Origin of the sequence: Brevundimonas intermedia (genome assembly GCF_004614235.1) — a bacterium.
Lineage (GTDB): Bacteria > Pseudomonadota > Alphaproteobacteria > Caulobacterales > Caulobacteraceae > Brevundimonas > Brevundimonas intermedia_A.
Genome location: NZ_SPVH01000006.1, coordinates 1,014,329 through 1,040,141, shown reverse-complemented (window position 1 = coordinate 1,040,141; position 25,813 = coordinate 1,014,329). Strand labels below are relative to the sequence as shown.

The 25,813-nt window shown below is 67.4% G+C and carries 28 protein-coding genes; 10 read left to right on the top strand and 18 right to left on the bottom strand.

All coding sequences use genetic code 11. The annotated features are described in order from the left end of the window. The first annotated feature begins 1 nt into the window (after window position 1). From gcvPB to EGY25_RS11430, 4 genes are all read left to right on the top strand, one after another. Window positions 2-1,570: an aminomethyl-transferring glycine dehydrogenase subunit GcvPB gene (gene gcvPB, locus EGY25_RS11445; protein ID WP_167762538.1), complete on the top strand. Its 1,569-nt coding sequence runs from the start codon at window positions 2-4 to the stop codon at window positions 1,568-1,570. A gap of 66 nt (window positions 1,571-1,636) precedes the next feature. Next, a complete protein-coding gene (locus EGY25_RS11440) occupies window positions 1,637-2,554 on the top strand; it encodes an SDR family oxidoreductase (RefSeq protein WP_245159447.1) in 918 nt (305 codons plus the stop codon). A gap of 205 nt (window positions 2,555-2,759) precedes the next feature. After that, window positions 2,760-3,164: a PGPGW domain-containing protein gene (locus EGY25_RS11435; RefSeq protein ID WP_245159446.1), complete on the top strand. Its 405-nt coding sequence runs from the start codon at window positions 2,760-2,762 to the stop codon at window positions 3,162-3,164. Between the two features lie 132 nt (window positions 3,165-3,296). Beyond that, complete coding sequence (locus tag EGY25_RS11430) at window positions 3,297-3,767, top strand: DUF6789 family protein (RefSeq protein WP_135195079.1); 471 nt, start codon at window positions 3,297-3,299, stop codon at window positions 3,765-3,767. 76 nt (window positions 3,768-3,843) lie between these two features. Here the strand turns inward: EGY25_RS11430 and EGY25_RS11425 are convergent, their stop codons facing one another. From EGY25_RS11425 to EGY25_RS11405, 5 genes are all read right to left on the bottom strand, one after another. Continuing rightward, window positions 3,844-4,359: a F0F1 ATP synthase subunit B gene (locus EGY25_RS11425; protein WP_135195078.1), complete on the bottom strand. Its 516-nt coding sequence runs from the start codon at window positions 4,357-4,359 to the stop codon at window positions 3,844-3,846. After that, window positions 4,359-4,931, bottom strand: a complete 573-nt coding sequence (locus EGY25_RS11420; RefSeq protein ID WP_135195077.1) for a hypothetical protein — start codon at window positions 4,929-4,931, stop codon at window positions 4,359-4,361. The genes EGY25_RS11425 and EGY25_RS11420 overlap by 1 nt, the downstream gene beginning before the upstream one ends. Window positions 4,932-4,999: 68 nt before the next feature. Beyond that, window positions 5,000-5,224, bottom strand: coding sequence for a F0F1 ATP synthase subunit C (locus tag EGY25_RS11415; RefSeq protein ID WP_008261286.1), 225 nt, complete (start codon window positions 5,222-5,224; stop codon window positions 5,000-5,002). A 58-nt stretch (window positions 5,225-5,282) separates the two neighbouring features. Next, the gene (locus EGY25_RS11410; protein ID WP_135195076.1) at window positions 5,283-6,068 is read right to left on the bottom strand and encodes a F0F1 ATP synthase subunit A; all 786 of its coding nucleotides are present in this window, start codon (window positions 6,066-6,068) and stop codon (window positions 5,283-5,285) included. A gap of 6 nt (window positions 6,069-6,074) precedes the next feature. After that, window positions 6,075-6,434, bottom strand: a complete 360-nt coding sequence (locus tag EGY25_RS11405; protein WP_135195075.1) for an AtpZ/AtpI family protein — start codon at window positions 6,432-6,434, stop codon at window positions 6,075-6,077. Between the two features lie 250 nt (window positions 6,435-6,684). On the opposite strand from EGY25_RS11405, the gene ispH reads away from it, so the two are divergent. Next, window positions 6,685-7,656 carry a 4-hydroxy-3-methylbut-2-enyl diphosphate reductase gene (ispH, locus tag EGY25_RS11400; protein WP_135195074.1) on the top strand — a complete coding sequence of 324 codons (972 nt, stop codon included), beginning with the start codon at window positions 6,685-6,687 and terminating at the stop codon, window positions 7,654-7,656. On the opposite strand, the gene EGY25_RS11395 is transcribed toward ispH, so the two are convergent. The 6 genes from EGY25_RS11395 to EGY25_RS11370 form a co-directional block, all read right to left on the bottom strand. Beyond that, window positions 7,653-9,191: an ATP-binding protein gene (locus EGY25_RS11395; RefSeq protein WP_167762537.1), complete on the bottom strand. Its 1,539-nt coding sequence runs from the start codon at window positions 9,189-9,191 to the stop codon at window positions 7,653-7,655. The genes ispH and EGY25_RS11395 overlap by 4 nt on opposite strands. Window positions 9,192-9,308: 117 nt before the next feature. Then, on the bottom strand, window positions 9,309-9,980 hold the full coding sequence (gene scpB / locus EGY25_RS11390) for an SMC-Scp complex subunit ScpB (RefSeq protein ID WP_135195072.1): 672 nt from the start codon (window positions 9,978-9,980) through the stop codon (window positions 9,309-9,311). Between the two features lie 147 nt (window positions 9,981-10,127). Beyond that, complete coding sequence (locus tag EGY25_RS11385) at window positions 10,128-10,949, bottom strand: segregation and condensation protein A (RefSeq protein WP_135195071.1); 822 nt, start codon at window positions 10,947-10,949, stop codon at window positions 10,128-10,130. Between the two features lie 54 nt (window positions 10,950-11,003). Beyond that, a complete protein-coding gene (nagZ, locus tag EGY25_RS11380) occupies window positions 11,004-12,053 on the bottom strand; it encodes a beta-N-acetylhexosaminidase (protein WP_135195070.1) in 1,050 nt (349 codons plus the stop codon). Between the two features lie 160 nt (window positions 12,054-12,213). Beyond that, a complete protein-coding gene (locus EGY25_RS11375; protein WP_135195069.1) occupies window positions 12,214-12,981 on the bottom strand; it encodes an SPOR domain-containing protein in 768 nt (255 codons plus the stop codon). A gap of 77 nt (window positions 12,982-13,058) precedes the next feature. Continuing rightward, window positions 13,059-14,249, bottom strand: coding sequence for a deoxyguanosinetriphosphate triphosphohydrolase (locus EGY25_RS11370; protein ID WP_135195068.1), 1,191 nt, complete (start codon window positions 14,247-14,249; stop codon window positions 13,059-13,061). Window positions 14,250-14,390: 141 nt separating this feature from the next. Here EGY25_RS11370 and erpA point away from each other — a divergent pair, with 141 nt between their 5' ends. Beyond that, window positions 14,391-14,708: an iron-sulfur cluster insertion protein ErpA gene (gene erpA, locus EGY25_RS11365; RefSeq protein ID WP_167762569.1), complete on the top strand. Its 318-nt coding sequence runs from the start codon at window positions 14,391-14,393 to the stop codon at window positions 14,706-14,708. A 6-nt stretch (window positions 14,709-14,714) separates the two neighbouring features. On the opposite strand, the gene EGY25_RS11360 is transcribed toward erpA, so the two are convergent. The 3 genes from EGY25_RS11360 to EGY25_RS11350 are packed head-to-tail and all read right to left on the bottom strand — an operon-like array spanning window position 14,715 to window position 18,162. After that, window positions 14,715-14,897 (bottom strand): hypothetical protein, encoded by a 183-nt coding sequence (locus tag EGY25_RS11360; protein WP_135195066.1) that lies wholly within the window; start codon window positions 14,895-14,897, stop codon window positions 14,715-14,717. Beyond that, entirely contained in the window at window positions 14,894-15,985 is a 1,092-nt protein-coding gene (locus EGY25_RS11355) for a PepSY-associated TM helix domain-containing protein (RefSeq protein WP_245159445.1), read from the bottom strand. The genes EGY25_RS11360 and EGY25_RS11355 overlap by 4 nt, the downstream gene beginning before the upstream one ends. A gap of 5 nt (window positions 15,986-15,990) precedes the next feature. Beyond that, the gene (locus tag EGY25_RS11350; RefSeq protein ID WP_135195064.1) at window positions 15,991-18,162 is read right to left on the bottom strand and encodes a TonB-dependent receptor; all 2,172 of its coding nucleotides are present in this window, start codon (window positions 18,160-18,162) and stop codon (window positions 15,991-15,993) included. A gap of 164 nt (window positions 18,163-18,326) precedes the next feature. On the opposite strand from EGY25_RS11350, the gene EGY25_RS11345 reads away from it, so the two are divergent. Further along, window positions 18,327-19,259 carry a serine aminopeptidase domain-containing protein gene (locus tag EGY25_RS11345; protein WP_245159444.1) on the top strand — a complete coding sequence of 311 codons (933 nt, stop codon included), beginning with the start codon at window positions 18,327-18,329 and terminating at the stop codon, window positions 19,257-19,259. A gap of 105 nt (window positions 19,260-19,364) precedes the next feature. Here EGY25_RS11345 and EGY25_RS11340 read toward each other — a convergent pair whose 3' ends face one another. The 4 genes from EGY25_RS11340 to EGY25_RS11325 all read right to left on the bottom strand — a co-directional run bounded on the left by EGY25_RS11340 (window position 19,365) and on the right by EGY25_RS11325 (window position 23,968). Further along, window positions 19,365-20,282, bottom strand: a complete 918-nt coding sequence (locus tag EGY25_RS11340) for an STM4504/CBY_0614 family protein (protein WP_135195063.1) — start codon at window positions 20,280-20,282, stop codon at window positions 19,365-19,367. 270 nt (window positions 20,283-20,552) lie between these two features. Continuing rightward, window positions 20,553-21,302, bottom strand: a complete 750-nt coding sequence (locus EGY25_RS11335; RefSeq protein WP_135195062.1) for a prephenate dehydrogenase/arogenate dehydrogenase family protein — start codon at window positions 21,300-21,302, stop codon at window positions 20,553-20,555. Between the two features lie 145 nt (window positions 21,303-21,447). Next, on the bottom strand, window positions 21,448-22,779 hold the full coding sequence (locus EGY25_RS11330) for a dihydroorotase (protein WP_135195061.1): 1,332 nt from the start codon (window positions 22,777-22,779) through the stop codon (window positions 21,448-21,450). Window positions 22,780-23,002: 223 nt separating this feature from the next. After that, window positions 23,003-23,968 (bottom strand): glycosyltransferase family 9 protein, encoded by a 966-nt coding sequence (locus tag EGY25_RS11325; RefSeq protein WP_135195060.1) that lies wholly within the window; start codon window positions 23,966-23,968, stop codon window positions 23,003-23,005. A gap of 86 nt (window positions 23,969-24,054) precedes the next feature. On the opposite strand from EGY25_RS11325, the gene EGY25_RS11320 reads away from it, so the two are divergent. From EGY25_RS11320 to EGY25_RS11310, 3 genes are all read left to right on the top strand, one after another. After that, on the top strand, window positions 24,055-24,273 hold the full coding sequence (locus EGY25_RS11320; protein WP_135195059.1) for a hypothetical protein: 219 nt from the start codon (window positions 24,055-24,057) through the stop codon (window positions 24,271-24,273). A 71-nt stretch (window positions 24,274-24,344) separates the two neighbouring features. Beyond that, complete coding sequence (locus EGY25_RS11315; protein WP_135195058.1) at window positions 24,345-25,193, top strand: pepsin/retropepsin-like aspartic protease family protein; 849 nt, start codon at window positions 24,345-24,347, stop codon at window positions 25,191-25,193. Window positions 25,194-25,205: 12 nt separating this feature from the next. Then, window positions 25,206-25,775, top strand: a complete 570-nt coding sequence (locus EGY25_RS11310) for a hypothetical protein (protein WP_135195057.1) — start codon at window positions 25,206-25,208, stop codon at window positions 25,773-25,775. Window positions 25,776-25,813 lie beyond the last annotated feature (38 nt).

The following is a 25,813-nucleotide window of genomic DNA, read 5'->3' as shown; positions in this document are numbered from 1 at the left end:
CATGAGCACCATGAACACCGTCGGCCGCCCGACCGCCCCTAACGAAGTCCAGACCAAGCCCGCCACCCTGACCGGCGGCCGAGGCCTGTTGCAGAACGAAGCCCTGATCTTCGAGGGCGACGGCTGGGGCAAGACCGGCGTCGATCTGCCGGAACCCAAGACGGACGGCTCCGACCTGGGCGACCTGGTCCGCAAGGATCCGATCGGCCTGCCCGGCCTGTCAGAGCCGGAAACCATGCGCCACTATGTGCGCCTGAGCCAAAAGAACCACGCCATCGACCTGGCCATCTATCCGCTGGGCTCGTGCACGATGAAGCACAACCCGCGCCTGAACGAGAAGATGGCGCGCTTGCCTGGCTTCTCCGATATCCACCCCCTGCAGCCGATCTCGACGGTGCAGGGCGCGCTGGAGCTGATGGATACTCTGGCTCACTGGCTGAAGACCCTGACCGGCATGCCCGCCGTCGCCCTGTCGCCCAAGGCCGGCGCGCACGGCGAACTGTGCGGTCTGATGGCGATCCGCGCCGCCCATGAGGCTTCGGGCCAGCATGAGAAGCGCCGCAAGGTTCTGGTTCCCACCAGCGCCCACGGCACAAACCCCGCCACCGCCGCCTTCGTCGGCTACACCGTCGTCGAGGTCGCCCAGACCGAGGACGGCCGCGTGGACGTGGCGGATCTCGCGTCCAAGCTGGGCGACGACGTCGCCGCCATCATGGTGACAAACCCCAACACCTGCGGCCTGTTCGAGCGCGACATCCTGGAAATCAGCCGCCTGACGCACGAAGCCGGCGCATACTTCTACTGCGACGGCGCCAACTTCAACGCCATCGTCGGCCGGGTGCGTCCGGGCGATCTGGGCGTCGACGCCATGCACATCAACCTGCACAAGACCTTCTCGACGCCGCACGGCGGCGGCGGTCCGGGCGCGGGTCCGGTGGTGCTGTCGGAGGCCCTGGCGCCCTTCGCCCCGGCCCCCTGGGTCGTGCACGACGCTGACGGCTATCGTCTGATCGAGCGCGAGGAGGACGAGGCGGTTCAGGCCTTCGGCCGTCTGTGCGCCTTCCAGGGCCAGATGGGCATGTACGTCCGCGCCCTGTCCTACATGATGTCGCACGGCGCCGATGGCCTGCGTCAGGTGGCGGAAGACGCCGTCCTGAACGCCAACTACATCAAGGCCCGGCTCTGTGATTTGATGTCGGCGGCCTTCCCCGACGGCCCCTGCATGCACGAGGCCCTGTTCGACGATGAATGGCTGAAGGGCACGGACATCACCACGCTCGACTTCGCCAAGGCGATGATCGACGAGGGCTTCCACCCGATGACCATGTATTTCCCCCTGGTCGTCCACGGGGCCATGCTGATCGAGCCGACGGAAACCGAATCCAAGGCCGAGCTGGACCGCTTCATCCACGCCATGCGTCTGTTGGCGCAAGCCGCGAAGGCCGGCGACGTCGATCGCTTCAAGGGCGCCCCCTTCCACGCCCCGCTGAAACGCCTGGACGAAACCCGCGCCGCCCGCTCGCCGGTGCTGCGCTGGTCCGCGCCGGCAGGGTCGAACCAGGCGGCGTAAACCGCAAGGCGCCCCTTCCTTCGGGAAGGGGCTGACGCGGCCTCGATCCCGCACTAGGTCATGGTCATGACCTGGACCACCAACGACATCCCCGACCTTTCCGGCAAACTGGCCATCGTCACCGGCGCGACCGGTGGTCTGGGGCTGGAAACCGCTCTCGTACTGGCCGGCAAGGGCGCCGAGGTGGTGCTGGCGGCCCGCAATCCGAACAAGGGCGCCGAGGCCGAGCGGTTGGTCCGCACGCGTCATCCGGCCGCCAATGTCCGATTCGACCTGCTCGACCTCGGCGACCTGGCGTCCGTGGCGGCCTTCTCCGATCGTCATCTGGCGGCCGGTCGTCCCATCGACATCCTGATCAACAACGCCGGCGTCATGGCCCTGCCGACACGTCAGACGACCGTCGATGGCTTCGAGATGCAGTTCGGGACCAACTACCTGTCGCATTTCGCCCTGACCTGCCGGTTGCTGCCCCTGCTGACCCAAGCCCAGGCACGCGTCATCCAACTGTCCAGCGTCGCGCACCGCAGCGGCCATATCCGGTTGGACGACCTGAACTCCACGACCGGCTACAGCCCCTGGTCCGTCTATCAGCAGTCCAAACTGGCCATGCTGATGTTCGCCATCGAACTCCAGCGTCGCAGCGACGCCCAAGGTTGGGGTCTGACCAGCGTCGCGGCCCACCCCGGTTTTGCTCGCACCGATCTGATCACAAACGGTCATGCCGGAAAGCCCGGCCTGTTCGCACGCGGCGCGCGGCTGCTGGAGGGCGTGCTCAGCCATTCCGCCGCCGACGGCGCCCTGCCGATCCTCATGGCCGCGACCCTGCCGAACGTGGCCCCAGCCGGCTATTACGGCCCCACCGGGTTTCAGGAGATGAAGGGCCCGCCGGGCGTTGCGGTCATCAAGCCCCGGGCCCGAGACGCCGAGGTCGCGCGCCAGCTGTGGGCGGAATCCGAGCGTCTGACCGGCGTCCGCTACGGCTGAGGCGTGTCGCGTCGGCAACAGCCGGCGAACGACTGTGGTTCATGACCAAAGCGTCATTCGCCGGACACCGATCCGCCATCGACGCAGGGCCTTAAGAGTTTTTGTGGCAAGGTCGTCACGGTCGCCTTTTCCTTTCCCGACGAGGGATCGCGCGCCCGTGGCGACCGTTATCATGACGAACCTCCTCTCCCCATCTGGCGTATTCGTGACCTCCCTCTCCGTTCTCCTCGCACAGCCTTCGAAACCGCGCAGCCGCACGCTGCGCCTGGTGAAACGCTGGGCGCTGATGATCGGCGGCCTGTTCGTGGTGCTGCTGGGGATTCTGATCGCGCCCCTGCCGGGTCCCGGCGGGATTCCGGTCATTGCTGTCGGCCTGATGCTGATCCTGAAGAGCTCGTTCTGGGCCAAGCGTCAGTTCATTCGCGCCCAGTACGCCCGCCCGAAATGGGTCTATCCCTTCCGCCGCCTGATGCGGAAGAAGCCGGAGTTCGCGCCGGTGTTCTGGCAACAAGCCCTGCGCGCCGAAAAGGTCGTGACCAAACGGTCCGGTCGTCGCCTGTCGCGCGGGCGCAAACAGGTGCGGCGCTATTTCCGCAAGCTGTTCCGCTAGTTAGCGGATACTGTTGCGGTTGCGTTGCTGCAACCGCTAACCACAGTAACGTGAACGCAGTCCTCCCCCGTCAGGCGTATCCTGTCCGCGCGTTATCAGAGAACCACTCATGCGTTGGGAGGCGCTAAGGTCATGATGTCACGCGTACAAAAGGGTCTGATCGCCGGGTTTGCGGCGACCATGGCCGTATCCTTGTTGGAAATACCCAATCTATTCCTCAACTGGTTCGATCCCTTCCAGGGGGTCATCGCCAGCATGATGGGCATGCCGGGAAATCTGGCCGCCGGGTGGGTGGTCCACGTCATCAGCGGCGTCTTCATCCTGGGGCCGCTGTTCGCCATCCTGTGTCCCCGACTGCCGACCGATACGCCCGAGACCAAGGGCATCGTCTTCGCCGTCGGCGCCTGGGTGCTGATGATGGCGGCCATCGTCATGTTCGGAAACTACCGGACCTTCACGGCCGGCGCCGGCTTCGGCACCTTCGCCTGGCTACTGATCACCCACGCCGTGTTCGGCATCGTGCTGGGCAATGTCTATGCCCGGCTGGTGGCGCGCGACAAGCGTCTGGGCGCCACGATCATCGGCGGCGCACACGCCCACTGATCGCGGCTTGATCGCTCAAGAAAAAGGCCCCCGACGGCGACGTCGGGGGCCTTGTTTCGTTTGGCGGCGGCGCCGATCAGTTCAGGCGATCGCCGATCTGGGCGATGGCGCTGTCCAGCAGCGGATCCTTGGCGCCGCTGGCGATGCGGGCGGTCAGGATCTGTTCGGCGGTCTTGGCGGCCAGGTCGGCGGCGGCGGCCTTGACCTCGGTCGTGGCCTGGGCCTCGGCCTGGGCGATACGGGTCTCGGCCATCTTCTGGCGACGGGCCAGGGTCTCTTCCAGCTTGGCCTTGGTCTCGACTTCCAGACGACGGGCGTCGGCTTCCGCCTGGGCCATCATCTCGGCGGCCTGGGCCTCGGCCTCGGCCTTCTCCTTGCGGATCTGGACCAGCAGGGCTTCGGCCTCGGCGCGCAGGCGGGTGGCCTCGTCCAGGTCCGCCTGGATCTTGGCGGCCTTGGCGTCCAGGGCCTTGGCGGCGATCTTGGGCACGCCGGCGGCGACCAGGATGCCGAAGAACAGGATCAGGCCGATGCCGACCCAGATCTCCGCATTGGCGAAGCTCCAGATGCCGTGTTCGAAGATCAGGTTCATCAGGCGGCTCCCTTGACGGCGGCCAGCTCGGCTGCGGTCGCGGCCTTGCCGGTCAGACGCTCGACCATGGCGGCGGTCGTGTCGGAGGCGATGGTGGAGACATTGGCCATGGCGGCGTCGCGCGTCTTGCCTATGGAAGCTTCGGCCTCGGCGATGCGGGCGTTGACGATCGCTTCTTCCGCAGCCTGGCGGGCGTTGGCGTCCTCGGTCACGCGGGCCTTGGCGGCGGCGGCCATCGAACGGGCGTCGGCGCGGGCCTTGGCGACTTCGGCCTGAGCGAGAGCGGCCTGTTCGGCGGCCTCGGCCTGGACCTGACGCGCGGTGGCGACGGCGGTGGAAATTGTGTCGGCCCGTTCGTCCATCACCTTGCGAAGGCGCGGCGCGAAGACCTTGGAGACCAGCAGATACAGGACGACGAACAGGATCAGCAGATAGCCGATCTGGCCCGCCCAGTGCTCGAACTGGAATTGCGGCAGGCCGCCCGAGCCGTGCTCGGCGGCGGTCGCCGTCTCGGCGTGCAGGTCCGCTTCGACCGAAGCCGGGACTGCATGGTTGGATTGGGTGCTGGCCATGAACCGTCTACTGCAGGATCAGATGAAGCGGCGCGCGGGCGAACCCCGCGCGCCGTAATCGGCTGATATCAGCCGAAGATCATCAGGATGCCGAGCACGAAGGCCAGGATGCCCAGGGCTTCGGCCAGAGCGGCGCCGACGAACAGGTTGCCGACTTGGCCGGCGGCGGCCGACGGGTTGCGCAGGGCGCCGGCCAGGAACTGACCGAAGATGTTGCCCACGCCCAGGGCCGAACCGATCATGCCGAGGGTGGCGAGACCAGCGCCGATGTATTTCGCGGCTTCAGCGTCCATGATTGTATTCCTAGATTAAAGTCGTTGGTGGTTGGGGTGAAGAGACTGGTCCGGCCCTTTAGTGGGCGTGGTCCAGGTTGACCACATCATTCAGATAGATGCAGGCCAGAACGGCGAAGACGAAGGCCTGGAGGAAGGCCACGAGGAACTCCAGCGCGGTCAGGGCGACGACCATGCCCAGCGATAGGGCCGCGACCGGGAAGGCCAGCAGACCGATGCCGCCGCTCAGGCCCAGCATGCCCAGCGACACCACGAAGCCGGCGAAGATTTTCAGCGCGACGTGACCGCCCAGCATGTTGCCGAACAGACGAAGCGCCAGGGTGACCGGACGGAGCAGGAAGGAGACGAACTCGATCAGGCCGACGACGGGGCGCAGCGCCAGCGGCGCGCCCATGGGCCAGAACAGCTTGAAGAAGCCCAGGCCGTTCTTGGCGAAGCCGACCACCAGCACCAGACCGAAGGTGATCAGGGCGAAGGTGACCGTGATGGCCAGCTGCGACGTCGCCGTGAAGGTCAGGAACAGACCCAGGATGTTCATGCCCAGGATCAGCGTGAACAGGGTGAAGACGAACGGGAAATATTTGCGGCCTTCGTGACCGATGATGGAATCGGCCAGGTTGTCGATCAGGCCGAACATGCCCTCGCCCGCCGACTGCAGGCGGCCCGGCACGATCTTGGCGTTCGACGTCACGGCCGCCAGGAAGCCGACGATCACCACGAAAGCGGCCGTCATGGCGATGTGCGAATTGGTGATCGCCAGATCGACCACGCCCAGAACAGGCAGGGTCACGTCAGGAAGGTCGATGACCTTCTGAATCTGAAACTGATGAATCGGATCGGCCATGAAGCCCTATCGTTCCCCGTCTTCGTCGGCCTCGACGTAGGGTTCGGCCGGAGCCGACGTTCCCAACGCCTTTGCCTGCGCCATCAGCCGGTTGGCTGTGCGACGCGCCATGTAAATCGACAAGGCGAAGCCCAGAAGGACCCCGCCGATCAAACCCCACGGGCGGATCCCAAGGACCCAATCCGCGATCGCCCCGAACGCCAGACCCACCAGGACGCCGCCGAGAAGCTCGGCGATGATCTTGTAGGCCTGACCCGACACCTGATGGCCGGTCAGCTCGGCGGATTTCTCCGCCGTCGTCCGCGCCTCCAATGCGGATGCGCTGTCTTGGAGGCGTTTGATCGCCTCTTCGCGCGATTCCGGCATGGGGGATAGGACCTGTGCGCTCAGCGTCCGGACGGTGCGTCCGAACGGGTCTGAATTCGGCGCGGAAACTAATCGTGAGCGGCCGATAGGTCAAGGCGTCGTGACCACGCTCTAAACCGTTGTAGAATTTCGACTTTCCTCGCCTGTGGACAAGCCGTGACGATGCGCCGCTGTTCACGGCGACAGAATCCCGCCCGTCGCGACACGGGTCCGATGGCGATCAGCGCCGCAAACGACTAGGTTCACGGCCATGAATGCGCATGTTCCTCCCCCCGCCGCTCCGCTTCGCCCGATTTCGGTGAGGTTGGCGACGCCGCGCGGCTTTTGCGCCGGGGTAGACCGGGCGATCCAGATCGTCGAGCGGGCCATCGAGAAGTTCGGCGCCCCCGTCTATGTGCGCCACGAGATCGTTCACAACCGCCACGTCGTCGAGCGTCTGAAGGCCATGGGCGCGGTCTTCGTCAAGGAACTGGACGAATGCCCCGACGACCGCCCGGTCGTCTTCTCGGCCCACGGCGTGCCCAAGTCGGTGCCCGCCACCGCCCGGGCGCGCGAGCTGGTGTTCCTGGACGCCACCTGCCCCCTGGTGTCCAAGGTCCATGTCGAGGCCGAGCGCCATCACGCCGCAGGCAAGCACATCATCCTGATCGGCCATGCGGGCCACCCCGAGGTGGTCGGCACCCTGGGCCAGCTGCCGCAGGGCGCCATCAGCCTGGTCGAGACCGAGGCCGACGCCGAATCGTTCGAACGCCCCGGCGACGCCTCCCTGGCCTATGCGACCCAGACCACCCTGTCGGTCGACGATACGGCGGGCATACTGAAGGTGCTGAAGCGCCGCTTCCCCGAACTGCCCGATCCGCACAAGGAAGACATCTGCTACGCCACCACCAACCGCCAGGACGCGGTCAAGGCGCTGGGCGAGGGCTGCGAGCTGGTGCTGGTCGTGGGGTCCAAGAACTCGTCCAACTCGGTGCGGCTGGTCGAGGTGGCGATGCGCGCCGGCGCCGGCGCCGCCTATCTGGTGGACGATGCGTCCCAGGTGGACTGGACCTGGTTCGACGGTGTCCAGACCGTCGGCGTCACCGCCGGGGCCTCTGCGCCCGAGCCGCTGATCGAGGGCCTGGTGGACGCCATCCGCGCCCGGTTCGACGCCACGGTGACCGAGGACGGCGGCGCCCGCGAGACGGTGACCTTCAAACTGCCGCGTCTGCTGACGGCTTAGGCCACCGCCTGCAAGGGCAAGGCGACGCGGAAGGTGCTGCCCACGCCGGGCGCGGTCACGACCTCGATCTTGCCGCCCATCAGCGCGGCCAGGCCATGCGCCGCCGTCAGCCCCAGACCCAGGCCCTCTGCGGTGCGCGTGCTGCTCTCGTCGCCCTGGGTGAAGGCCTCGAACAGGCGCGCCGCCTCGGCGGGCTCCATGCCGGGGCCGGTGTCCTCGACCTCCAGCACCAGTTGATCGCCGGCGACGGCCCGCAGAGTGATCTGGCCTGTCCGGGTGAAGCGCACGGCGTTGTCGCTCAGCGCCGCCATCAGCTTCTCGACATGGACCGGATCGCCCAGCCATTCGCCCTCGGCGGCCTCGACATCGATCTTCAAGCCCTTGGCCTGCGCCGCGCCGCTGAAATCATTGGCGACACGTCGCAGCAGATTGTCGGGCCGGAACGGCCGGGTCTCCAGCGTCACCGCCCCGTCGCGCAGCCGCACCACGTCCAGCAACTCCTCGACCAGCCTCAGCTGCTGGCGCCCCGACGCCTTCAGGATTTCCAGCCTGTCGCGCTGCTGCGGCGTGACCAGGTCCGCCCCGATCACCTCGGCCATGCCCAACACCCCGTTCAGGGGCGTGCGCAGTTCGTGGCTGACGTTCGACAGGAACCGGGTCTTGGCCTGGTTCGCGGCCTCGGCCCGCTCCAACGCCGCCGACAGGGCCGCCTCCGACGCGCGCAGGCGGCGCACGTCGGCGGTCGTATTCCAGAACAGGGACGCCGCGCCCACGATCAGCACGACGATCAGCAGCAGCAGCAAAGGCCCGGCCCGCGTCAGGATCTGATAGCCCGGACGTTCCGGCGCCCAGACGACGCGGCCCAACAGGGCGCCGCCGGCGTCGCGCACATCGACGCCGATCATTCCGGGGGGCGGCGCGGCGTCGCCGGGTTGGAGATGGATGCGGTCCAGCGCCAGTCGGGTGCGGAGTATGTCCAACTCACTTAGGAAGGGTTTGAACGACGCGACCACCGGGTCAGACGCCGGCGTCGGCCCCATCGCCGTGTGACGCACGACTGTGGACGCGCCCAGCACATAGACGGCATCGCCCACCTGCACGAAGGCCGACTTCAGACGAACGGCGGCGTCCGCCTTTAGCGAACGATCACGCGCCAACGCTTCTGCGCGCAACCGATCGACCAAGGGGTGGGCAGCGCGCGCGAATGGATCGCCGGCTTCGGCGCTGGCCGGTCGGGTCTCGGTGCTGATGCGGAACAGCCGACCCGTCGCGTCATAGCCCAGGGTGAAATGGTGCTTGTGCTGGACGGCGTAGAAGGCGCCCATGGTGCGATCGTACCAGGGCACGTCGCCCGTCGCCATGTGATCGACCGCCTCGTCCCAGACCGATGCCGTGGTCAGGTTCTCGCCGATGATTTCCAGCGCCCGCGTCAGGCGCAGCTGCACCAGCGCCTCTTCCTTGCGGGCCTGGTGCGCATCGATGCCTTGGCTGACCATACCAAGAACGCCAGCCATGCCGATGATGGACGACAGCATCAGGATCACCGCGATCCTGAACGTGCTCCATGCCCGCCAACCCGTTTTCGATGTCACGCCACTCATAAAGTTCAGCTTAGCCGGCGCTGACTAAAACTGCGTGAACGTGACTTAGCGTCAGCGTGTCTCGCCGACGAAATCCTGGGCGAACTCGGGCGCCTCGTCGTCGAGAGGCAGACTGCCGTCCTCGTCGTCGGCCTCCGACGCGCGGCTGGGGTCCGGCACCTCGAACCCGACCGGCAGCGACAGGTCCAGCAGGCCCGCCGCCTTCATCTCCTGCACGCCGGGCAGGTCGTACAGGGTCGCCAGGCCGAAATGCTCCAAGAACCGATCCGTCGTCGCATAGGTCACGGGCCGACCCGGCGTGCGCCTGCGCCCCCGCAACCGCACGAACCCCATCTCCAGCAGCAGGTCCAGCGTCCCCTTGGAGATGCTGACGCCGCGCACGCTTTCGATCTCGGCGCGGGTGACGGGCTGGTGGTAGGCGATGATGGCCAGGGTCTCCAGCGCGGCCCTAGACAAGCGACGCGGCTCCTCGCGCTCCTGCGTCATCATGAAGGCCAGGTCCGGCGCGGTGCGGAACCGCCAGCGGTCGGCGACGCACTCCAGCTCCACCCCCCGCCCCTCATAGCGGGCGCGCAGACCTGATATGGCGCGCGCGACGTTGCAGTTCTCGGGCAGACGGGCGGCGATTTCAGCGGCGGTCAGCGGCCCGGCGGCGGCGAACAGCAAGGCCTCGACCCGCCGTTCGATCTCGGCCTCGTCCGGCTGGAAGGAAAGGTCAGACATGGTTTTCCCCCGCCATATGACCGTCATCCTCGCCCTTGTGGCGAGGATCCAGACTCCCGGTGTTTCCGAGAGTGCGTCCTTGCCAGACACCGGGAGTCCGGATCCTAGGGACAAGCCCTAGGATGACGGAAAGAGAGAGAAAGACCCTCACCCCATCAGCTCCAGCGGCTGGCCCTGCCCGCGCCGCTTCAGTAACAGCTCGGCGAACGCCTGCGTCTGTCGAATGTCCATCGCCCCCTCCTTCACCAGCTCCAGACTGGCCGACAGGGTCGAGGCCGTAAAGCTGGCCTGGCTGGGGCCTTCCTCGCCTTCGCGATGCGGCGCCACCTGGTCCAGCGGGGTCCAGTCCGCCAGTTTGGGCATGATCTCGCGCAGCCAGTCGCGCGCCGCCTCCAGCGGAAAGGCCTCGACCCGCTGGCCCGGCGAATACTGCCGCGCGCCCTCGCGCCGACGTTGGGTCACATAGGCGCTCATCAGTTCGTACAGGCTGGCGTCGATCCGGTCCGACGGCACGATCACCGTCGCCTCAGGATCGCCGCGCGTGAAGACGTCACGCTTCAGCTGGGGTCGCGCCATCAGTTGTTCGACCGAGCGCCGCATGGCCTCCAGCTTCTGCAGGCGGAAGGCCAGGGCGGCGGCCATCTGCTCGGCCGGCGGCTCCTCGCCCTTGTCTTTCTCGGTGCGCGGCAGCAGCAGCCGCGACTTCAGATAAGCCAGCCACGACGCCATCACGAGGTAGTCCGCCGCCAGGGCGAAGTTGCGCCGCCGCGCCTCGTGCACGAAGGCCAGATACTGTTCCGCCAACTGGGTGATCGACAGCTTCAGCAGATCGACCTTCTGGTTCCGCGCCAGGGCCAGCAGGACGTGCAGCGGCCCCTCATAACCGTCCAGATCGACCACGAAGGCCTCGCGATCCTCGACCTCGGCGACGGCGGTGAAATCCAGATTCGGCTGAAAGGACTCGGACATCTTTCTTGGCCTACCGCGCTTCGCGCTGCTTGAGGCCGGGACGGTCCAGGTGGCTCATGCCTGCGCCTCCCCCACGTCCGGTCCCTTGGCGACGTCCAGACGGCCCTCCATAGCCTGGAAGAAGCGTTCGTGCCCCGCGACTGGATCAAGCGGTTCAGGCGTGCGCACGATCCGCGCCATCGCCGCCTCGGCCCGCGCCTTCGCCCTGCCCTTCAGCCTTCCGGTCGCCTCGGCCACCGCCTGCATCTCGGCCATGTCGCCGTTGCAATGCAGAACCACGTCGCACCCGGCCTTCAGCGACCGATGCGCCCGCTCGCCCAGCGATCCGCTGAGCGCCTGCATCGACAGGTCGTCGGTCATGATCAAGCCGGAAAAGCCCAGATGCTCGCGCATCATCTTCACGGCGGTCTTGGACTGGGTCGCCGGGCGCTTCCTGTCCACGGCGGTGAAGACGATGTGCGCCGTCATGGCCAGCGGCATGTCCGACAGCGCCTTGAATGGCGCAAAGTCCCAGCCGTCCAGCGTCTCGAAATCGGCGTGGACCGTCGGCAGGTCCTTGTGGCTGTCGGAGAAGGCCCGGCCATGCCCCGGCATATGTTTGATGCAGGGCAGCACCCCGCCCGCCAGCAAGCCTTCCGCCGCCGCCCGACCCAGCAGGGCGACCGTCGCCGGATCCTGGCCATAGGCGCGGTCGCCGACGATGTCGTGGGCGCCAGACACCGGCACGTCCAGCACCGGCAGCAGATCGACGTTGATCCCGACCTCTTTCAGGTCGTGCGCCATCAGCCGCGCGCCCAGCCGCGCCATTTCGCGCGCATCCATCGGATCGTTCGACGCCTTCAGATAGGCGCTCCCCGGCGGATATTTGGGCCAGTGCGGCGGCCCCATCCGCTGGACCCGTCCGCCCTCCTGATCAATCAGGATTGGCGCCTCAGAGTCTCCGATGGCGGCGCGAAGTTCGTCGGTCAGCGCCCGCACCTGGTCCGGCGTATCGATGTTGCGCCGAAACAGGATGAAGCCCCAAGGCCGCGCCTCTGCGAAGAAGGCCCGTTCGTCCTCCGTCAGCCGATGACCCGAACAGCCGTAGATGGCGGCGGAGGTCATATCCCCCTCACCGTCACCCTCGGGCTTGTCCCGAGGGCCCACGGCTCAGCCTGCAGAGCGGCTGAATGAAACGCACAGACGTTACCCTCGCCCCGCCCACCGAAATGAGGACGGGTGGGCCCTCGGGACAGGCCCGAGGTTGACGGAAGGTGAAATGGCGTCACCGAACGATGCAGTCCCGCCCGGCGGCCTTCAGCGCGTTGCAGAAGGCGACCGCCCGCTCACGCGACAGGCCCGAGAAGGTGGTGCGGTACAGGGTCGAACCGGTGGACGAGGTCACTTCGGTCACCCGCTTCTGGGCGCCCGACGCATACTGACCGAACCGGCCTGCGACGGCGGCGTATTCGCGGTCGGCGATCTCGGTCGAGGAGAAGGCGCCGATCTGCACCGCGGCCGAGCCCGTCGCAGCGGCCGGTGCCGTCGGCGCCGGCGCGGCAGGAGCAGGCGTCGCCGGACGCGGCGCGGGGGCTGCGGGCCTCGTGGCGGCGGGCGGCAGACCCTGACCGGTCGGGGCGGCGGTCGGCGGCGCGGCGGGACGCGGCTGGGGCGCTTCCGGCGGCGGGGTGAAGGTCACGGGGGCGTCGGTCGTCTCGCCCTCGTCGCGATAGACGCGCACCCCCTCGGCCGGATCGATCGGCTGGGCGTCGACGGGCGGCGCCGTCTTCATCTCGCCGACGGGCTGGCCCACGGCGGGCGGTGCGTCGGTCGAGGCCCGCATGCCCGAGCGATAGAAGAAGATCACGGCCACGATCAGCAGCAGCAGAACCACCGCGCTGATGATCAGTGTGACCGGCGGCGCCTTGCCCCCGCCCGAGCCGACGTTGCGGCTGTTGCGCGGGTCATAGGAGTTGCGACGGAACGGCAGGTCGTCATCGGTCGGGGGCGTGTAGGCGCCCCGGCCCGGCTTGTTTTCGTCATCAAAGGACATGGTCGCGCTCCGCCGTCTGTCGGGCGCGAATCGGCGCGCCGAACGATCACTCTACGCCCCCGCGTGCATCTTTCGAATCACAGATCGAGGGCGAGGTCGAGGCTGAACAGTTTCTGGTGCACTTCTATGGCGTAACGGTCCGTCATGCCGGCGATATAGTCGCAGACAGCCCGCGCCCGCTGCGTCCGGTCGCTGGTCATGGCGGGCGTGCTCCATTCGGGCGGCATCACCTCCGGCTCGGCCATGAACAGTTCGAACAGTTGCGACAGCACCCGCCGCGCCTGGCTGCGCGTGCGGTTGACGCGGTAATGGCGATACATCCGCTCGAACAGGAACTTCCTCAGGATCGCCAGATCCGCGTGCATGGCGTGCGAGAAATCGACCATGGTCCGTTTGGCCAGACGCACGTCTTCGGTCGTGATGATCCGGTCGTCTTCCAGCCGCCGCGCCGTCTCGGCCAGCACGTCCTCGACCATGACGCCGATCATCCGCCGCACCGCCTCGATCCGCAGCATCCGGTCGTCGATGGCGGGATAGTCGCGACGCACCTGCGCCAGCATCGGCCCGATCAGCGGCACCTGATCCAGATCCTGCAGGGTGATCAGCCCCGCCTGCACACCGTCGTCCACGTCGTGGTTGTTGTAGGCGATGTCGTCGGCGACAGCCGCGCACTGCGCCTCCAGCGACGCGAACGTCCCCAGCCGCAGGTCCCAGCCCGCCTCCCCGCCCGTCCTGTAGGGCCGCACGACCGACCAGGCCGGTTCGTCCAGCCGGTGCGCCACCGGGCCATTGTGCTTGATGACCCCCTCGACCGTCTCCCAGCTCAGGTTCAGCCCGTCGAACTGCGGATAGCGGTTCTCCAGCTCGGTCACGACGCGGAAGCTCTGGACGTTGTGGTCGAAGCCGCCGTGCCCGGCCATCTGCACCACCAGCTCGTCCTCGCCGGCGTGTGCGAAGGGCGGATGGCCCAGGTCGTGCGCCAGGGCGATGGTCTCGGCCAGATCATCGTCCAGCCTCAGCGCATGGGCCAGCGATCGCGCGATCTGCGCCACCTCCAGCGAATGGGTCAGGCGGGTGCGATAATGATCGCCCTCGTGCGCCACGAAGACCTGGGTCTTCTCCTTCAGCCGCCGAAACGCCGTCGCATGGATGATCCGGTCGCGGTCGCGCGCAAAGGCCGTCCGCGTGCGGCTGGCCGGCTCGGGAACGCGGCGGCCCAGGGTCAGGTCGGCCCGTTCGGCGTAGGTCGCGAGATCTGTCTGGCTCAAGTGATCAACTTTGAGGCTGCTTTGATGCGGGGGCCCTTTGCGAACGCCCTTGCGCGCCTCATATAGACAGCCGTGAGCACCGTCCAATCCACAGAACCGTCCACACCCGCCTTCAGCGTCGCCACGCGCGCGCCGGAAGGCATCGTCCTGGCCGCCAGCGCCGCCAAACGCCTGGCCAAGCTGGGCGCGGCCGAGGGCAAGACCCTGATGCTGCGCGTCGCGGTGGACGGCGGCGGCTGTTCGGGCTTCCAGTACCGGTTCGAACTGGTCGAGACGGCCGAGGACGACGACCTGCGCATCCAGGCCGACGGCCAGGCGGCGGTGATCGACCCCGTCTCGGTCCCGTTCCTGAAGAATTCCGAAATCGCCTATGTCGACGAACTGGCCGGCGCCCAGTTCGTGGTCCGCAACCCCAACGCCGCCTCCAGCTGCGGCTGCGGCGTCAGCTTCTCGATCTGACGCCGATCACCGTCGACGCCGGATCAGGGCCCAGACGGTCACGACCACGGTCGAGGCCAGCAGGGTCGAAAAGACCGCATCCCAGACGCCGTCTCCCAGCAGGGCACCGATCAGGCCCGTCAGGCTGAGCGCGAACACCAGGATCGGCGCCCCGAAGATGGCCCAGATGTTCAGGTCCTTGCGGCTCATGCCGGCTTCCGCCGTCCCTTGCCCAGCCAGAGATACAGGCCGGACCCCAGAATGACGATGGTGGCGATGTCCAGCAGCGCCCACAGGATCTTCAGCGCCAGCCCGCCATAGTCGCCAAAGTGCAGCGGCTGCGACAGCGACAGCGCCTTCACATACCACGGCGTCGGGGCCACGGCCGCCAGTTCTCCCGTCCGCGCATCGATCAGGGCCGGGGTGGTCAGATGGGTCGTCAGCGGCGTGTCTCCGTGGAAGAAGACGGCATAGTGGTGATCGGTCGAATAGTCGGTCCCCGGAAACGCCACGAACTGCAGTTTCATGCCCGGCAGCGCCTGTTTCGCCCGCGCCACCGCCGCATCCAGCGAGGCCCGCTCGCCCGCCGGCGCCGGGGCGTCATAGGCGACGGTCAGCTCCTTCAGCGCCGTATTCTTCCAGTAGGCCAGGATCGGCGTCGCCAGGGTGTTGATCACACCCGTCGCCCCAACCACCAGCACCCACCCGGCCGTCACCACGCCCAGCAGATTGTGATAGTCGAGCCAGCGGGTCCGCGCGGCCTTCCTGGCCCGCACCGTGCCGAACGGCAGCCGGCGCATGAACGGCGCATACAGCACCACGCCCGACACCACCGCTCCGATCAGCATCAGGCCCATCAGCCCCAGGAACAGCATGCCCGGCAGGCCCAGGAACATGTCGGTGTGGAGTTGAAGCAGGAACTCCATCACCGGATGGCCGGCGACCGGCGGCGCCACCTCGCCGCTGGTGCGGTCGATGGGCTCGAAACTGTATTTCCCCGCCGGCCCGTTCGGATCGACGCTGGTGACGTTCACCACCGGCCGGTCCTCGTCGAAGCTCATGAAGGCCGGAACCTCGCCCGGATGCAGGGCCAGCCCCGCCGCCAGCACCTGGTCCAGGCTTAGCGGCGGCGCCTCCGGGTTCGCCGGCGTCCAGGCCTGCGGCAGCAGCACCTCCTCGATCTCGTGCGTGAACACCAGCGGCAGGCCGGTCACGCACAACATCAGCAGGAACAGGGTCGAGACCAGGCTCGACCACTTGTGCACCAAGGTCCAGGCGCGGATGGTCCGCGTCTTCATCCGGTTCAGAACTCGGCCGAGACCGACAGGCGGAACGTGCGGGGCGCGCCCAGCGTCAGATAGCCGGACGTCGGGGCGTAACCGCCCACGGCCACCCACTGATCCTCGTCGGCGAGGTTCTCGACACGCGCGCGAACCGTCAGCGGCTTGCCGCCCGCCTCGAAGGCATAGCGCACGCCTGCATCGAACCGCGTCCAGGCATCCAGCTCGACCATATTGTCGGTGCTGACCGGCTGTTCGCCCGTATAGACGACCCGCCCTTCCAGCGTCAGACCGGCCAGCATCGGCACATCCCATTCCGCGTTCAGATTGGCCTGGAACTCGGGCGAGCCGGTGGGGCGTTTTCCGACCAGCGTGGTGTCCAGCGAACGGGTGACTTCCGCGTCCAGCCAGGTCGCGCCGCCGATCAAACGCACGCCTGCGACCGGTTCGCCATAGACGCCCAGTTCGACGCCGGTGTTCTGCTGTTCGCCGTCGGCGGTGTAGTTCTGGCCGTCGAAATAGGCCTGCGGGCGGTTCGCCTGGAAGACGCTCAGCGTGCCGCCGAACGCGCCGGCATCGTATTTGACGCCGACCTCGTATTGCTCGGACTGGAACGGGGCCAGCACTTCGCCGACGTTGCCGACCGGCGCGCCGCCGACCTGGGCCGGCGCCGTCGCGCCCGGCTGCAGCGCCTCGGCGTAGTTGGCGTAAAGCGAGATGCGTTCGCTGGGTTTGAACACGACCGCAAAGGCCGGCGTCCAGGCGTCGCCGTCATAGGCCGAGATCTCCGCCCCCGTGTTGTAGTCGAACGACTGCGTCTCGATCTCCTGATAGCGCACGCCGACCGTGGCCAGCAGGCGACCGTCCAGCAAGGACATCATGTCCGCAAAGGCGACCGAGCGATTGTTCACCCGCTCCGTCACCAGCGGATCGGACAGATCGCCGCCGACGAAGAAGTCGGGCGTCGGCGCCGTCACGTCGATCGGGTCGTACAGATCGCTGGCGAAACCGGCGAAGTTCGAAAAGGCGTAGGCGTTCTTCGACTTGGACCGCACCTGCGACGCCGATGCGACCAGCCGGTGGCCGACCGGTCCGGTCGTCACATCGGCGCGCAGGCCGACGTCGCCCGCCCACACCGTGTCCTCGCGCACATTGTCGAAACGATAGGCGCTCAGCGAACCGTCCGCATTGGCGTTAGGATTGGCCAGGACGTTGTCCTCCTCGCCCCGACGCCCGCCCACGGCCGCCCAGGCGGTGACGCGGTCGGTCAGGTCGAACTCGCCGCGCGCGGCCCCGAACAGCTGTTCGTCGTCGGTATAGGTCCAGGGCTGGGCGAAGTTGGCGTCGGCCGAGGGCGCCTCGGGGACCGCGCCGTTCGGCGTCACCTGCGGACGCGGCGCGTCGATGCGGTGATCCTGCCAGCCCAGGTCGGCCGAGAAGCGGGCGCGTTCGCCGCGACGATCAACGCCCAGGCCCAGCACGCGCAGTTCGCTGTGCTGATCCTCGACTGCGCCCTCGCCCGCCCGGCTGACCAGGTTCAGGCGCGCGCCCCAGGCGTCGTCGGCGCCGAAGCGGCGCGCCAGATCGGCGGCGGCGTAGATCTCGTCGCCGCCTTCCCATCCAGCCGTCAGACGGTTCAGGTCGGCGCCCGTCGCGCGCTTGGGCACCAGGTTGAAGGCGCCGCCCACGCCGCTGCCGCCCGGCGCCGCGCCGTTCAGAAACGCCGTGGCCCCGTGGAAGACCTCGACCCGCTCAAGCAGTTCGGGCGCCACATACTGGCGCGGCAGCACGCCGTACAGGCCGTTGTAGGTCATGTCGTCCGAGTAAACCGGGAAGCCCCGGATTAGATAGACCTCCTGGAAATTGCCGAACCCTTTGGTCACCCGCACGGCCGGGTCGTTCTGCAGCACGTCGCCGACGCTGCGCGCCTGCTGGTCGCGGATCAGGGTCTCGGTATAGCTGGTCACGTTGAACGGCGTGTCCATCGTGTCCAGCGCGCCGAACAGGCCGACACGACCGCCCTTCGCCACCTGACCGCCGGCATAGGCGCCCGGCAAACCGACCTGCGACCCGCCGGTCACCACGATCTCGCCCAACTCCGCCACGTTCGGCTGAGCCTGCTGCGCCAGCGCGGGCGTGGCGGCGGCCAGGGCCAGGCTGCTGACGGCGCAGGCGAGACGAGAAAAACGGATCATGGATTGCAACGCATTATCAACACAGGGAGGAAGGCGCTCCCATACGCCCCGTTGCGACTGGCTTGCAATGGCAGAGGCCTGGGTTGCGACATTTTGCGGTCGGACGACCTTGCTTTTCGGCCCCGCCCAACGGCCTCATGACTATCTCTTCTGCGGAGACCGCCATGCCGATGCTGCCCCCCGCCCTTCTCGCCGCCAGCCTGCTCGCCGGCCCGGTCTCGACCGAGATCGCCCTGCCCGCCCAGCCCGCGCCGCTTCATGGAACCCTGCTGACGCCGGACGGCCCGAGCGCCGTCGCCGTCATCCTGCCCGGCTCGGGCCCAACGGATCGGGATGGAAACAGCCCCCTGGGGGTCGCCGCCGCGACCTATCGCCTGCTGGCCGAGGGCCTGGCGGAACAGGGGATCGCCACCGTCCGCATCGACAAGCGCGGCATCGCCGCCAGCGTGGCGGCGGGTCCGGCCGAGACCGATCTGCGCTTCGACGCCTATGCCGCCGACGCCCGCGCCTGGGCGACGGAGGCCGCCGCGCGCGCCGGCCTGCCCTGCGCCTGGCTGATCGGCCACAGCGAGGGCGCCCTGGTGGCCCTTAAGGCGGTCGAAAACGACGACAAGATTTGCGGCCTGGTCCTTCTGTCCGGCGCCGGCCGCCCGGCGGGCGCGGTGCTGCGCGAACAACTGGCGTCTTTGCCCGAGCCGCTGAAGACCCAGGCCTTCGCCGCCCTGACCGAACTTGAGGCCGGCCGCACCGTCGCCGACACGCCGCCTGCGCTGGCGGCCCTGTTCCGCCCCTCGGTCCAGCCCTATCTGATCTCGTGGCTGCCGCTGGACCCCGCCGCCCTGCTCGCCGCCTACGACGGCCCGGTCTTCATCGGCCAAGGAACCACCGACCTCCAGATCGGCGTCGTGGACGCCCAGGCCCTGGCCGCCGCCGCCCCCAAGGCGACGCTTAAGCTCTGGGACGGCGTCAACCACCTCCTCAAGACCGCCCCCGCCGACCGCGCCGCCAACATGGCGACCTACGCCGATCAGGCCTTACCGCTCGCGCCGGGCGTGGCGGAGGATGTGGGGGCGTTCATTAGGGCGAACGAGCGTTGAGCAAGGCTAGTAAAACTAACGTCTGCGGCGGCAGCTATAGATGTAGACAGTCCGCGTTAGCCGTATTGAGTGTGGTCTTCAGCCAATCTGGAGTAATCCTTCCATTTACGGATTGGCGCGATGATGCTGGACTAGGAACAGTAATGCAGCACCAGTCTGGTGCAACTGAAGCGCAGCAAAGTGCTGCGGTACGTTTCTTGGTGTCACGCCTGCACCATGGCCTGACATTTTGTTCCGCACAGTCGGGACTGCTCCTTCAAGGAGACTTCGCAGGGCTGTAAATTCGGCTTGGAGCGCAGGCTCGATGAACCCCGCCCCATAAGCGGCGTCGAGGAGTTTCTTAGCTGGGTCCGAAGATTTGACGGGCCATCCGCGCTCGACAGCTACAACTTTCAATACGCTCTCGAAGGCTTTCGCGCATTCGATGATACAGGTCTCGTATTGACCGTCTCGATACTCAGCGTGGGCCTTCAGGTACTCACCCTCAGCAGAGGCGAAATCAGGATCAGCAAGCAAGTGCAAGCTAGGAACGACGACTTCGGCATGCATAACGGTAGAATCGAAGCGTATCATCTGACCAGATTGGTACTGATAACCAACGCAGGCTTCCATGAGCCGCGCGTTAGCACGGCCAATGGCGAAATCAACATCCGTTTTACCGAATTTGTTGCCGGCGTTTCTCACGTGGCCGTCCAACACCGTCATCATGAGTTCGATACAATCGACTACGCGTTCGACATCCGGCGTTGAATCCAACCAACTCGACAACTCCCTCTGAGCGTTGATTGTGCTCGAAGAGTTTAGAGAGAAAACGCCCAACTCTTCGCGCATTAAGCGTACTATAAAATCGTAAACTTCATTTGCCGCGGCGTTGTACCCGATCTGGTAGTCTCCAATTACGCTCGAAAAAACTTGGAGCATTTGGACCCGAACGCTTTTCGGTATGTGATCGTAGACATACACGTCGTCCACGTTTTTCCGAGCCTGCCTCGCGCGGCGTGAGTACAAATTCGGCAGCGCCATTCGCGATTCCCTCCGTTCGCAAGCCCCTAGATACGGCTTAGTGTTTTATCTGCAAGCAGGACCATCGAGACTAAAGAATCCGACAATGGATTTGCTGAAGATTTGGCGACACGCGCTTTCAACGTCTGATTTGAAATAAGCAGGCCGCTGATGCCAAAATTCCCCAATTCTTGACTGAATAGGCAGTGCCGCGATTAAGACCATACATGCACGCGGGCCGAATAAAACCGCGATGGTTCATCAGCTTGGCCTTCTTAATCAGCTGTTCGCCTACCCCTCCCCCGCCGTCCCCCGCGCCTGATCCGCCAGCGCAAAGAACCGCTCCCGCACCTCGGCCGCAAAAGGGTTGTCGCGTTCGATGGCGCGGAAGACGGCGGGGCTGTCGTGGCGGACCATGTCGACGGCCTGCATCAGCCGGTCGAAGCTGGCGGTGGTCATCCGCGTCGGCAGGGGCTCCATGGCCATCAGGACGCGGGCGATCAGGTGGGTCAGGCCCTGGACCGTGGCGGCCTCGCGGTCGTGATCCTCGGGACTGACTGAAAAGACCTTCAGCCCCAACGCTCGGCGGCAGAAGGCGGCGACGCGGCGGGCGTCCTTTCCGCCTCGCACCTCGCACACGGCGATGCGCAGGCCCGCGATGCCGTCCTTGCCGCTCTGCGGGCCGAATAGGGGGTGAGTGCCGACGATGCGCACGCCGTGCGGCAGCAGGGCGTCCATCGCCTGCGCCGGCTTCACCTTCACCGAGCCCACGTCGATGACCAGGGCGGCGGGCGCCAGGTGCGGGCGGATGGCGATCAGCGTCGCCTCCAACGCCTCGACCGGCACGGCCAGCACGACCGTCGGACAGGCGGCGGCGGTCGCCAGGTCGGTCAGGGTCGCGACGCCCTCGCCGCCCCCGAATCCAGGCGTCGCCGCCGGATCATGGGCCAGGATGTCGAACCAGGGCGACAGATGCCGCGCCGTCAGCCGCCCGAAGGCGCCGAAGCCGATCAGGCCGAGCTTTTCCTTTTCCCCCGTCACCCTCGGGCTTGTCCCGAGGGCCTACGGCGGATGTCCCCCGAACCGCGACGCGGAGGCGACGGCGCATCACCCTCTGTCACCGTGTGCGCGGAACGGTGGGCCCTCGGGACGAGCCCGAGGGTGACGGATTGTGTGGAGGGCTGCCTCACAGCGTCTCCATGAACCGCACCGGCCGCCCGTGCGCCGATCCGATCAGTTCGCCGTCCTGCATCACCACCCGGCCGCGCACGATGGTCGCCATCGGCCAGCCGGTCGCCTCGACGCCGTCGAACGGGGTCCAGCCGCAGCGCGTCGCCTGCTGGTCGTGCGTGATGGTCTTCTTCGCCTTCAGATCGACGATGGTCAGATCGGCGTCATAGCTGACGGCCATCCGCCCCTTGTTCGCCGTGCCGAACACCCGCTGGGCGCCGGCCGAGGTCAGGTCGATGAACCGCTCCAGGCTGAGGCGCCCATTGGCCACATGCGTCAGCATCAGCGGCACCAGGGTCTGCACCCCCGGCATGCCCGACGGCGAGGCCGGATAGGGTTTGGCCTTTTCCTCCTTGGTGTGCGGGGCGTGGTCCGACCCCAGCACGTCGGCGACGCCCTGCTGCATGCCCCACAGCCACAGGGCGTCCACATGCGCCTGCGACCGGATCGGCGGGTTCATCTGGGCGTAGCTGCCCAGCCGCTCATAGGCCTCGGGCGCGACCAGGGTCAGGTGCTGGGGGGTGATCTCGACGGTGGCGACATCCTTGTGGAAGCGCAGATATTCCATCTCGTCCTTGGTCGTGACGTGCAGCACGTGGATGCGCGCGCCGGTCTCCTTCGCCAGCCCGACCAGGCGCCGCGTCGAGCGGATGGCGCTCTCGGCGTCGCGCACCTCGGGGTGGCTGGTCCAGTCGCCGGTGCGGGCGAGGCCCCGCCGTTCGACCAGGCGGTATTCGTCCTCGGAGTGGAAGGTGGCGCGACGGCGCACGTTCGACAGAACCTTGCGCACCCCCTCGTCGTCGGCGATCAGCAGGTCGCCGGTCGAGGCGCCCATGAAGACCTTGACCCCGCAACAGCCGGGCAGCCGCTCCAGCTCGCCCAGATAGTCGGCGTTCTCGTGCGTGCCGCCGACGTAGAAGGCGTGATCGGTCCACATCCGGTCCTTGGCCCGCGCCAGCTTGTCGGCCATGGTGTCCGGGTCGGTGGTGTTGGGATTGGTGTTCGGCATCTCGAACACAGCGACGACGCCGCCCAGGGCGGCGGCGCGCGACCCGGTCTCCAGGTCTTCCTTCCACTCCAGGCCCGGCTCGCGGAAATGGACCTGGGTGTCGATCACGCCAGGCAGGACGGTCAGGCCCGTGGCGTCGAAGGTCTCGCCGGCCGAGGCCTGGCTAAGGTCGCCGATGAAGGCGATCTTGCCGTCGATCACCCCGACGTCGGCCAGCCCCCGCCCCGCATGGTTCGCCACCTCGCCGCCACGGACGATCAGGTCATAGGTCTGGGTCATGGGGCGGGCTCCTGCGGCTGGTCGCCCCGGTTCTAGCGGATGCCGCGCCGATCATGAAGGCCGCTAAACACTCTACCTCCCCGTTCGGGGAGGGTGGTCTAGCCGCAGGCGAGACCGGGTGGGGAGGGCCAGGTGAAACGGCACAGGTCTGTCGCAAGGTTGCTCGCCGCCCCCACCCGGCCGCTTCGCGGCCACCCTCCCCGAACGGGGAGGGAGATCGGGTTCAGCCCCGCGCCTTCAACATCCGCGTCGCCGCCTTCAGCACCCGCTCCCACGGCAGGTCCATCATATGCTGGATCGCCTGGTTCAGGCGCGGATCCAGCGTCTTGAACTCGTCATAGCTGCGCGGCCCGCGCACGGCCTCGCCCTTCCACGGCCCACGCGTCGTCTCGTCCGACGGGCCGAACACCGCCACCACTGGCGCGCCCGAGGCCGTCGCCAGATGGGTCCAGATCGAATCCGCCCCGACGTACAGCGCCGATTTCGAAAGGGCCGCCACAGTCTGCAGCCGCGTCAGTTTGCCCTGCAGCTCGATCACCCGCGCGCGCGGCACGGCATAGCGTATAGTGTGCGCGGCCTCGCGGTCGATCTCCTCGCCCACGATCATCAACCGCCCGCCCGCCAGAGGCCCGTCGTCGGCCAGCAGCTTGGCCGCCACCTTGGCGTAGCGTTCGGCCGGCCAGCGCTTGCCCATCCATTCGACGCCCGGCCCGACCGCAAGGATCGGACCATCTCCGCCCGTCGCGGGGATCAGCGCCTCGACCTGGGCCCGCGTCTCGTCCGACACATAAAGCCTCGGCCCCGGAACCTCCTCCGGCTCCAGCTTCAGCACCGCCGCCGCCGCCTCGACCGCATGAAGGCCGGGCGCATCCTTGCCCCGCACCGCCCGCTTGTGCCGCCTCAGCTTGCCGGACAGGTCCGAGCCGCGCATGTCCACGACCAGGCCCCATTTGGTCCCGCGCACCTGGTTCCACAGGGCGATCCATTCGAAATGGCCCTCGCGCTCCAGCACGATCAGCTTCGTCAGGCGCGGCGTATCGGCGAACAGCGGCGCGCTGGCGGCCGATCCGACGATGGTGAAGGTCGCATGCGGCAGGCTCTCGACCAGATGCGCCAGCACGCCCGAGGACAGCACGGCGTCCTCGGCGTCCGCCTCGGCGATATACAGGATGGGAAACCGCCCGATCATCCGTTGACGGATACAGGGATTCTATCGGGGGTTCAGCGTCAAACGCAGGTTTCCACAGGCAGGCGCCATGGGTTAAACCCGCGCCCATGATCCAGACGCCCGATCCCGCAGCCGCCGCCGCCCTCGAACGCTTCAAGGCCCAGCGCGTCACGGCCATCTATCGGCTGGACCTGATCGCCAAGGGCGCCACCATTTCCTACGAGGACGGCACGTCCATCGACATGGCCTCCGAAAAGGCTCGGCTGGAAGCCGTCGTCGCCGACATGGACCGCCGCATCGCCCAGCTGGAACGCGCGCTCGGATAAGCGCGACATGACCAAGGCTTAACTTGCCGCCCGCGTCGCATCGTGGCCCTCCTTGAGCTCGGAGGACGCCCATGTTCGCACTAGCCACGGCCCTGATGCTCGCCGCCACGGACCCGTCCTGCCTGGCGCTTGAGCGCGGCGATGGCGCAAGCCCGGTCATCCAGGCTCGCGTCAATGGACAGGGGCCCTTCGCCTTCGTGCTGGACACGGCCTCCAGCGGCACCACCCTTGACGCCCCGCGCATCGCCCTGTTGCATCCGCCGCGCGAGCCTGCGCCGGACGAAGCCCAGGGCATGGGCGGCGCAATGCAGGTCGACCTCTATCGCATCACCGCCTTCGAGGCGGGGCCGATCCAGATGCGCGATTTCATCTCCCCCGAGATCGATCCTCCGGGTTTTGACAGCCACGACATCGCGGGCCTGGCCGGCGTCGATCTGTTCGGCGAGGCCATGGCGGTCTGGCGGCCGGCGCAGGCCTGCGTCTCCGTGCGTCCCAGCGGCGCCGTCGAGGCGGACTGGATGCCGATAGAGACAGACTGGCAGCGCCCCTGGCGCATCCTGCTGCCTATCCGCATTGGGGCTGCGACAGGATGGGGCCTGCTGGACACCGGCGCCCAGCACACCACCCTGAACCCCGCCTTCGCCGCCGCCCTGAACATCAAGGCGGACGCCCTGCCCTCGGGCGGTCAGATCACCGGCATCGACGGCGAACCGCTGGATCTGGGTCAGGCCCGGATCGAGAATGTGGAGATCGGTCGCTGGCGCTGGCCAACGACGCCGGTCAAGGTCGGCGCCCTGCCCGTGTTCGACCGCCTGGGTCCATCCGACGCGCCGCTGGCCATCATCGGCATCGACTGGCTGGGCGACAGGGGCTTCGCCATCGACTATGGAGCCCGAAAGGTCTGGCAGACGCCGGACTGACGACCGGCTGCGATGACCTCACTTCCCCTCCTCCCCGGCCGGACCTGCGGCGGTTGCGTCGAATGCTGCCGGGTCATTCCGCTGGACCTGCCGGAACTGGCCAAGCCGACCGGCGAGCTTTGCGCCTATTGCGTCGACGGCGCCGGCTGTTCGGTCCACGCGATCCGGCCCCAGACCTGCCGCATCTGGTTCTGCCTGTGGCGCGTGGTCGAACTGTCCGACGACTGGCGGCCGGACCACAGCGGCGTCATCGTCCGTCCCGACGGGGTCGAGGACGGGATCATTACCCTCTACGTCCTGCGCCGTTCGGACTTCCTCGCCTCGCCAGAGTTCTTCATGACCGTCGCCGGCTGGATCGCCGAGGGGATCCAGGTCGCCCTCAGCATTCCCGGCCCGGTCGGAACCTATCCGGCCCGCGCGGTGGTCACCGACTGGCTGCGCCCGGCGATCGAGGACGGCGATCCCGCCGCCTTCCTGGCCCGCGTTATGCGCTCGCTCGACACCCTGGCCGAGCATGACTTCCAGCCCGACGGCGTCGCCCGACGATACGCCGTGACAACCCAGGATGGCCCGGCCGCTTAGCTGAAGCTTAAGTCCTTGCCGTTATTCCGAAATCTGTA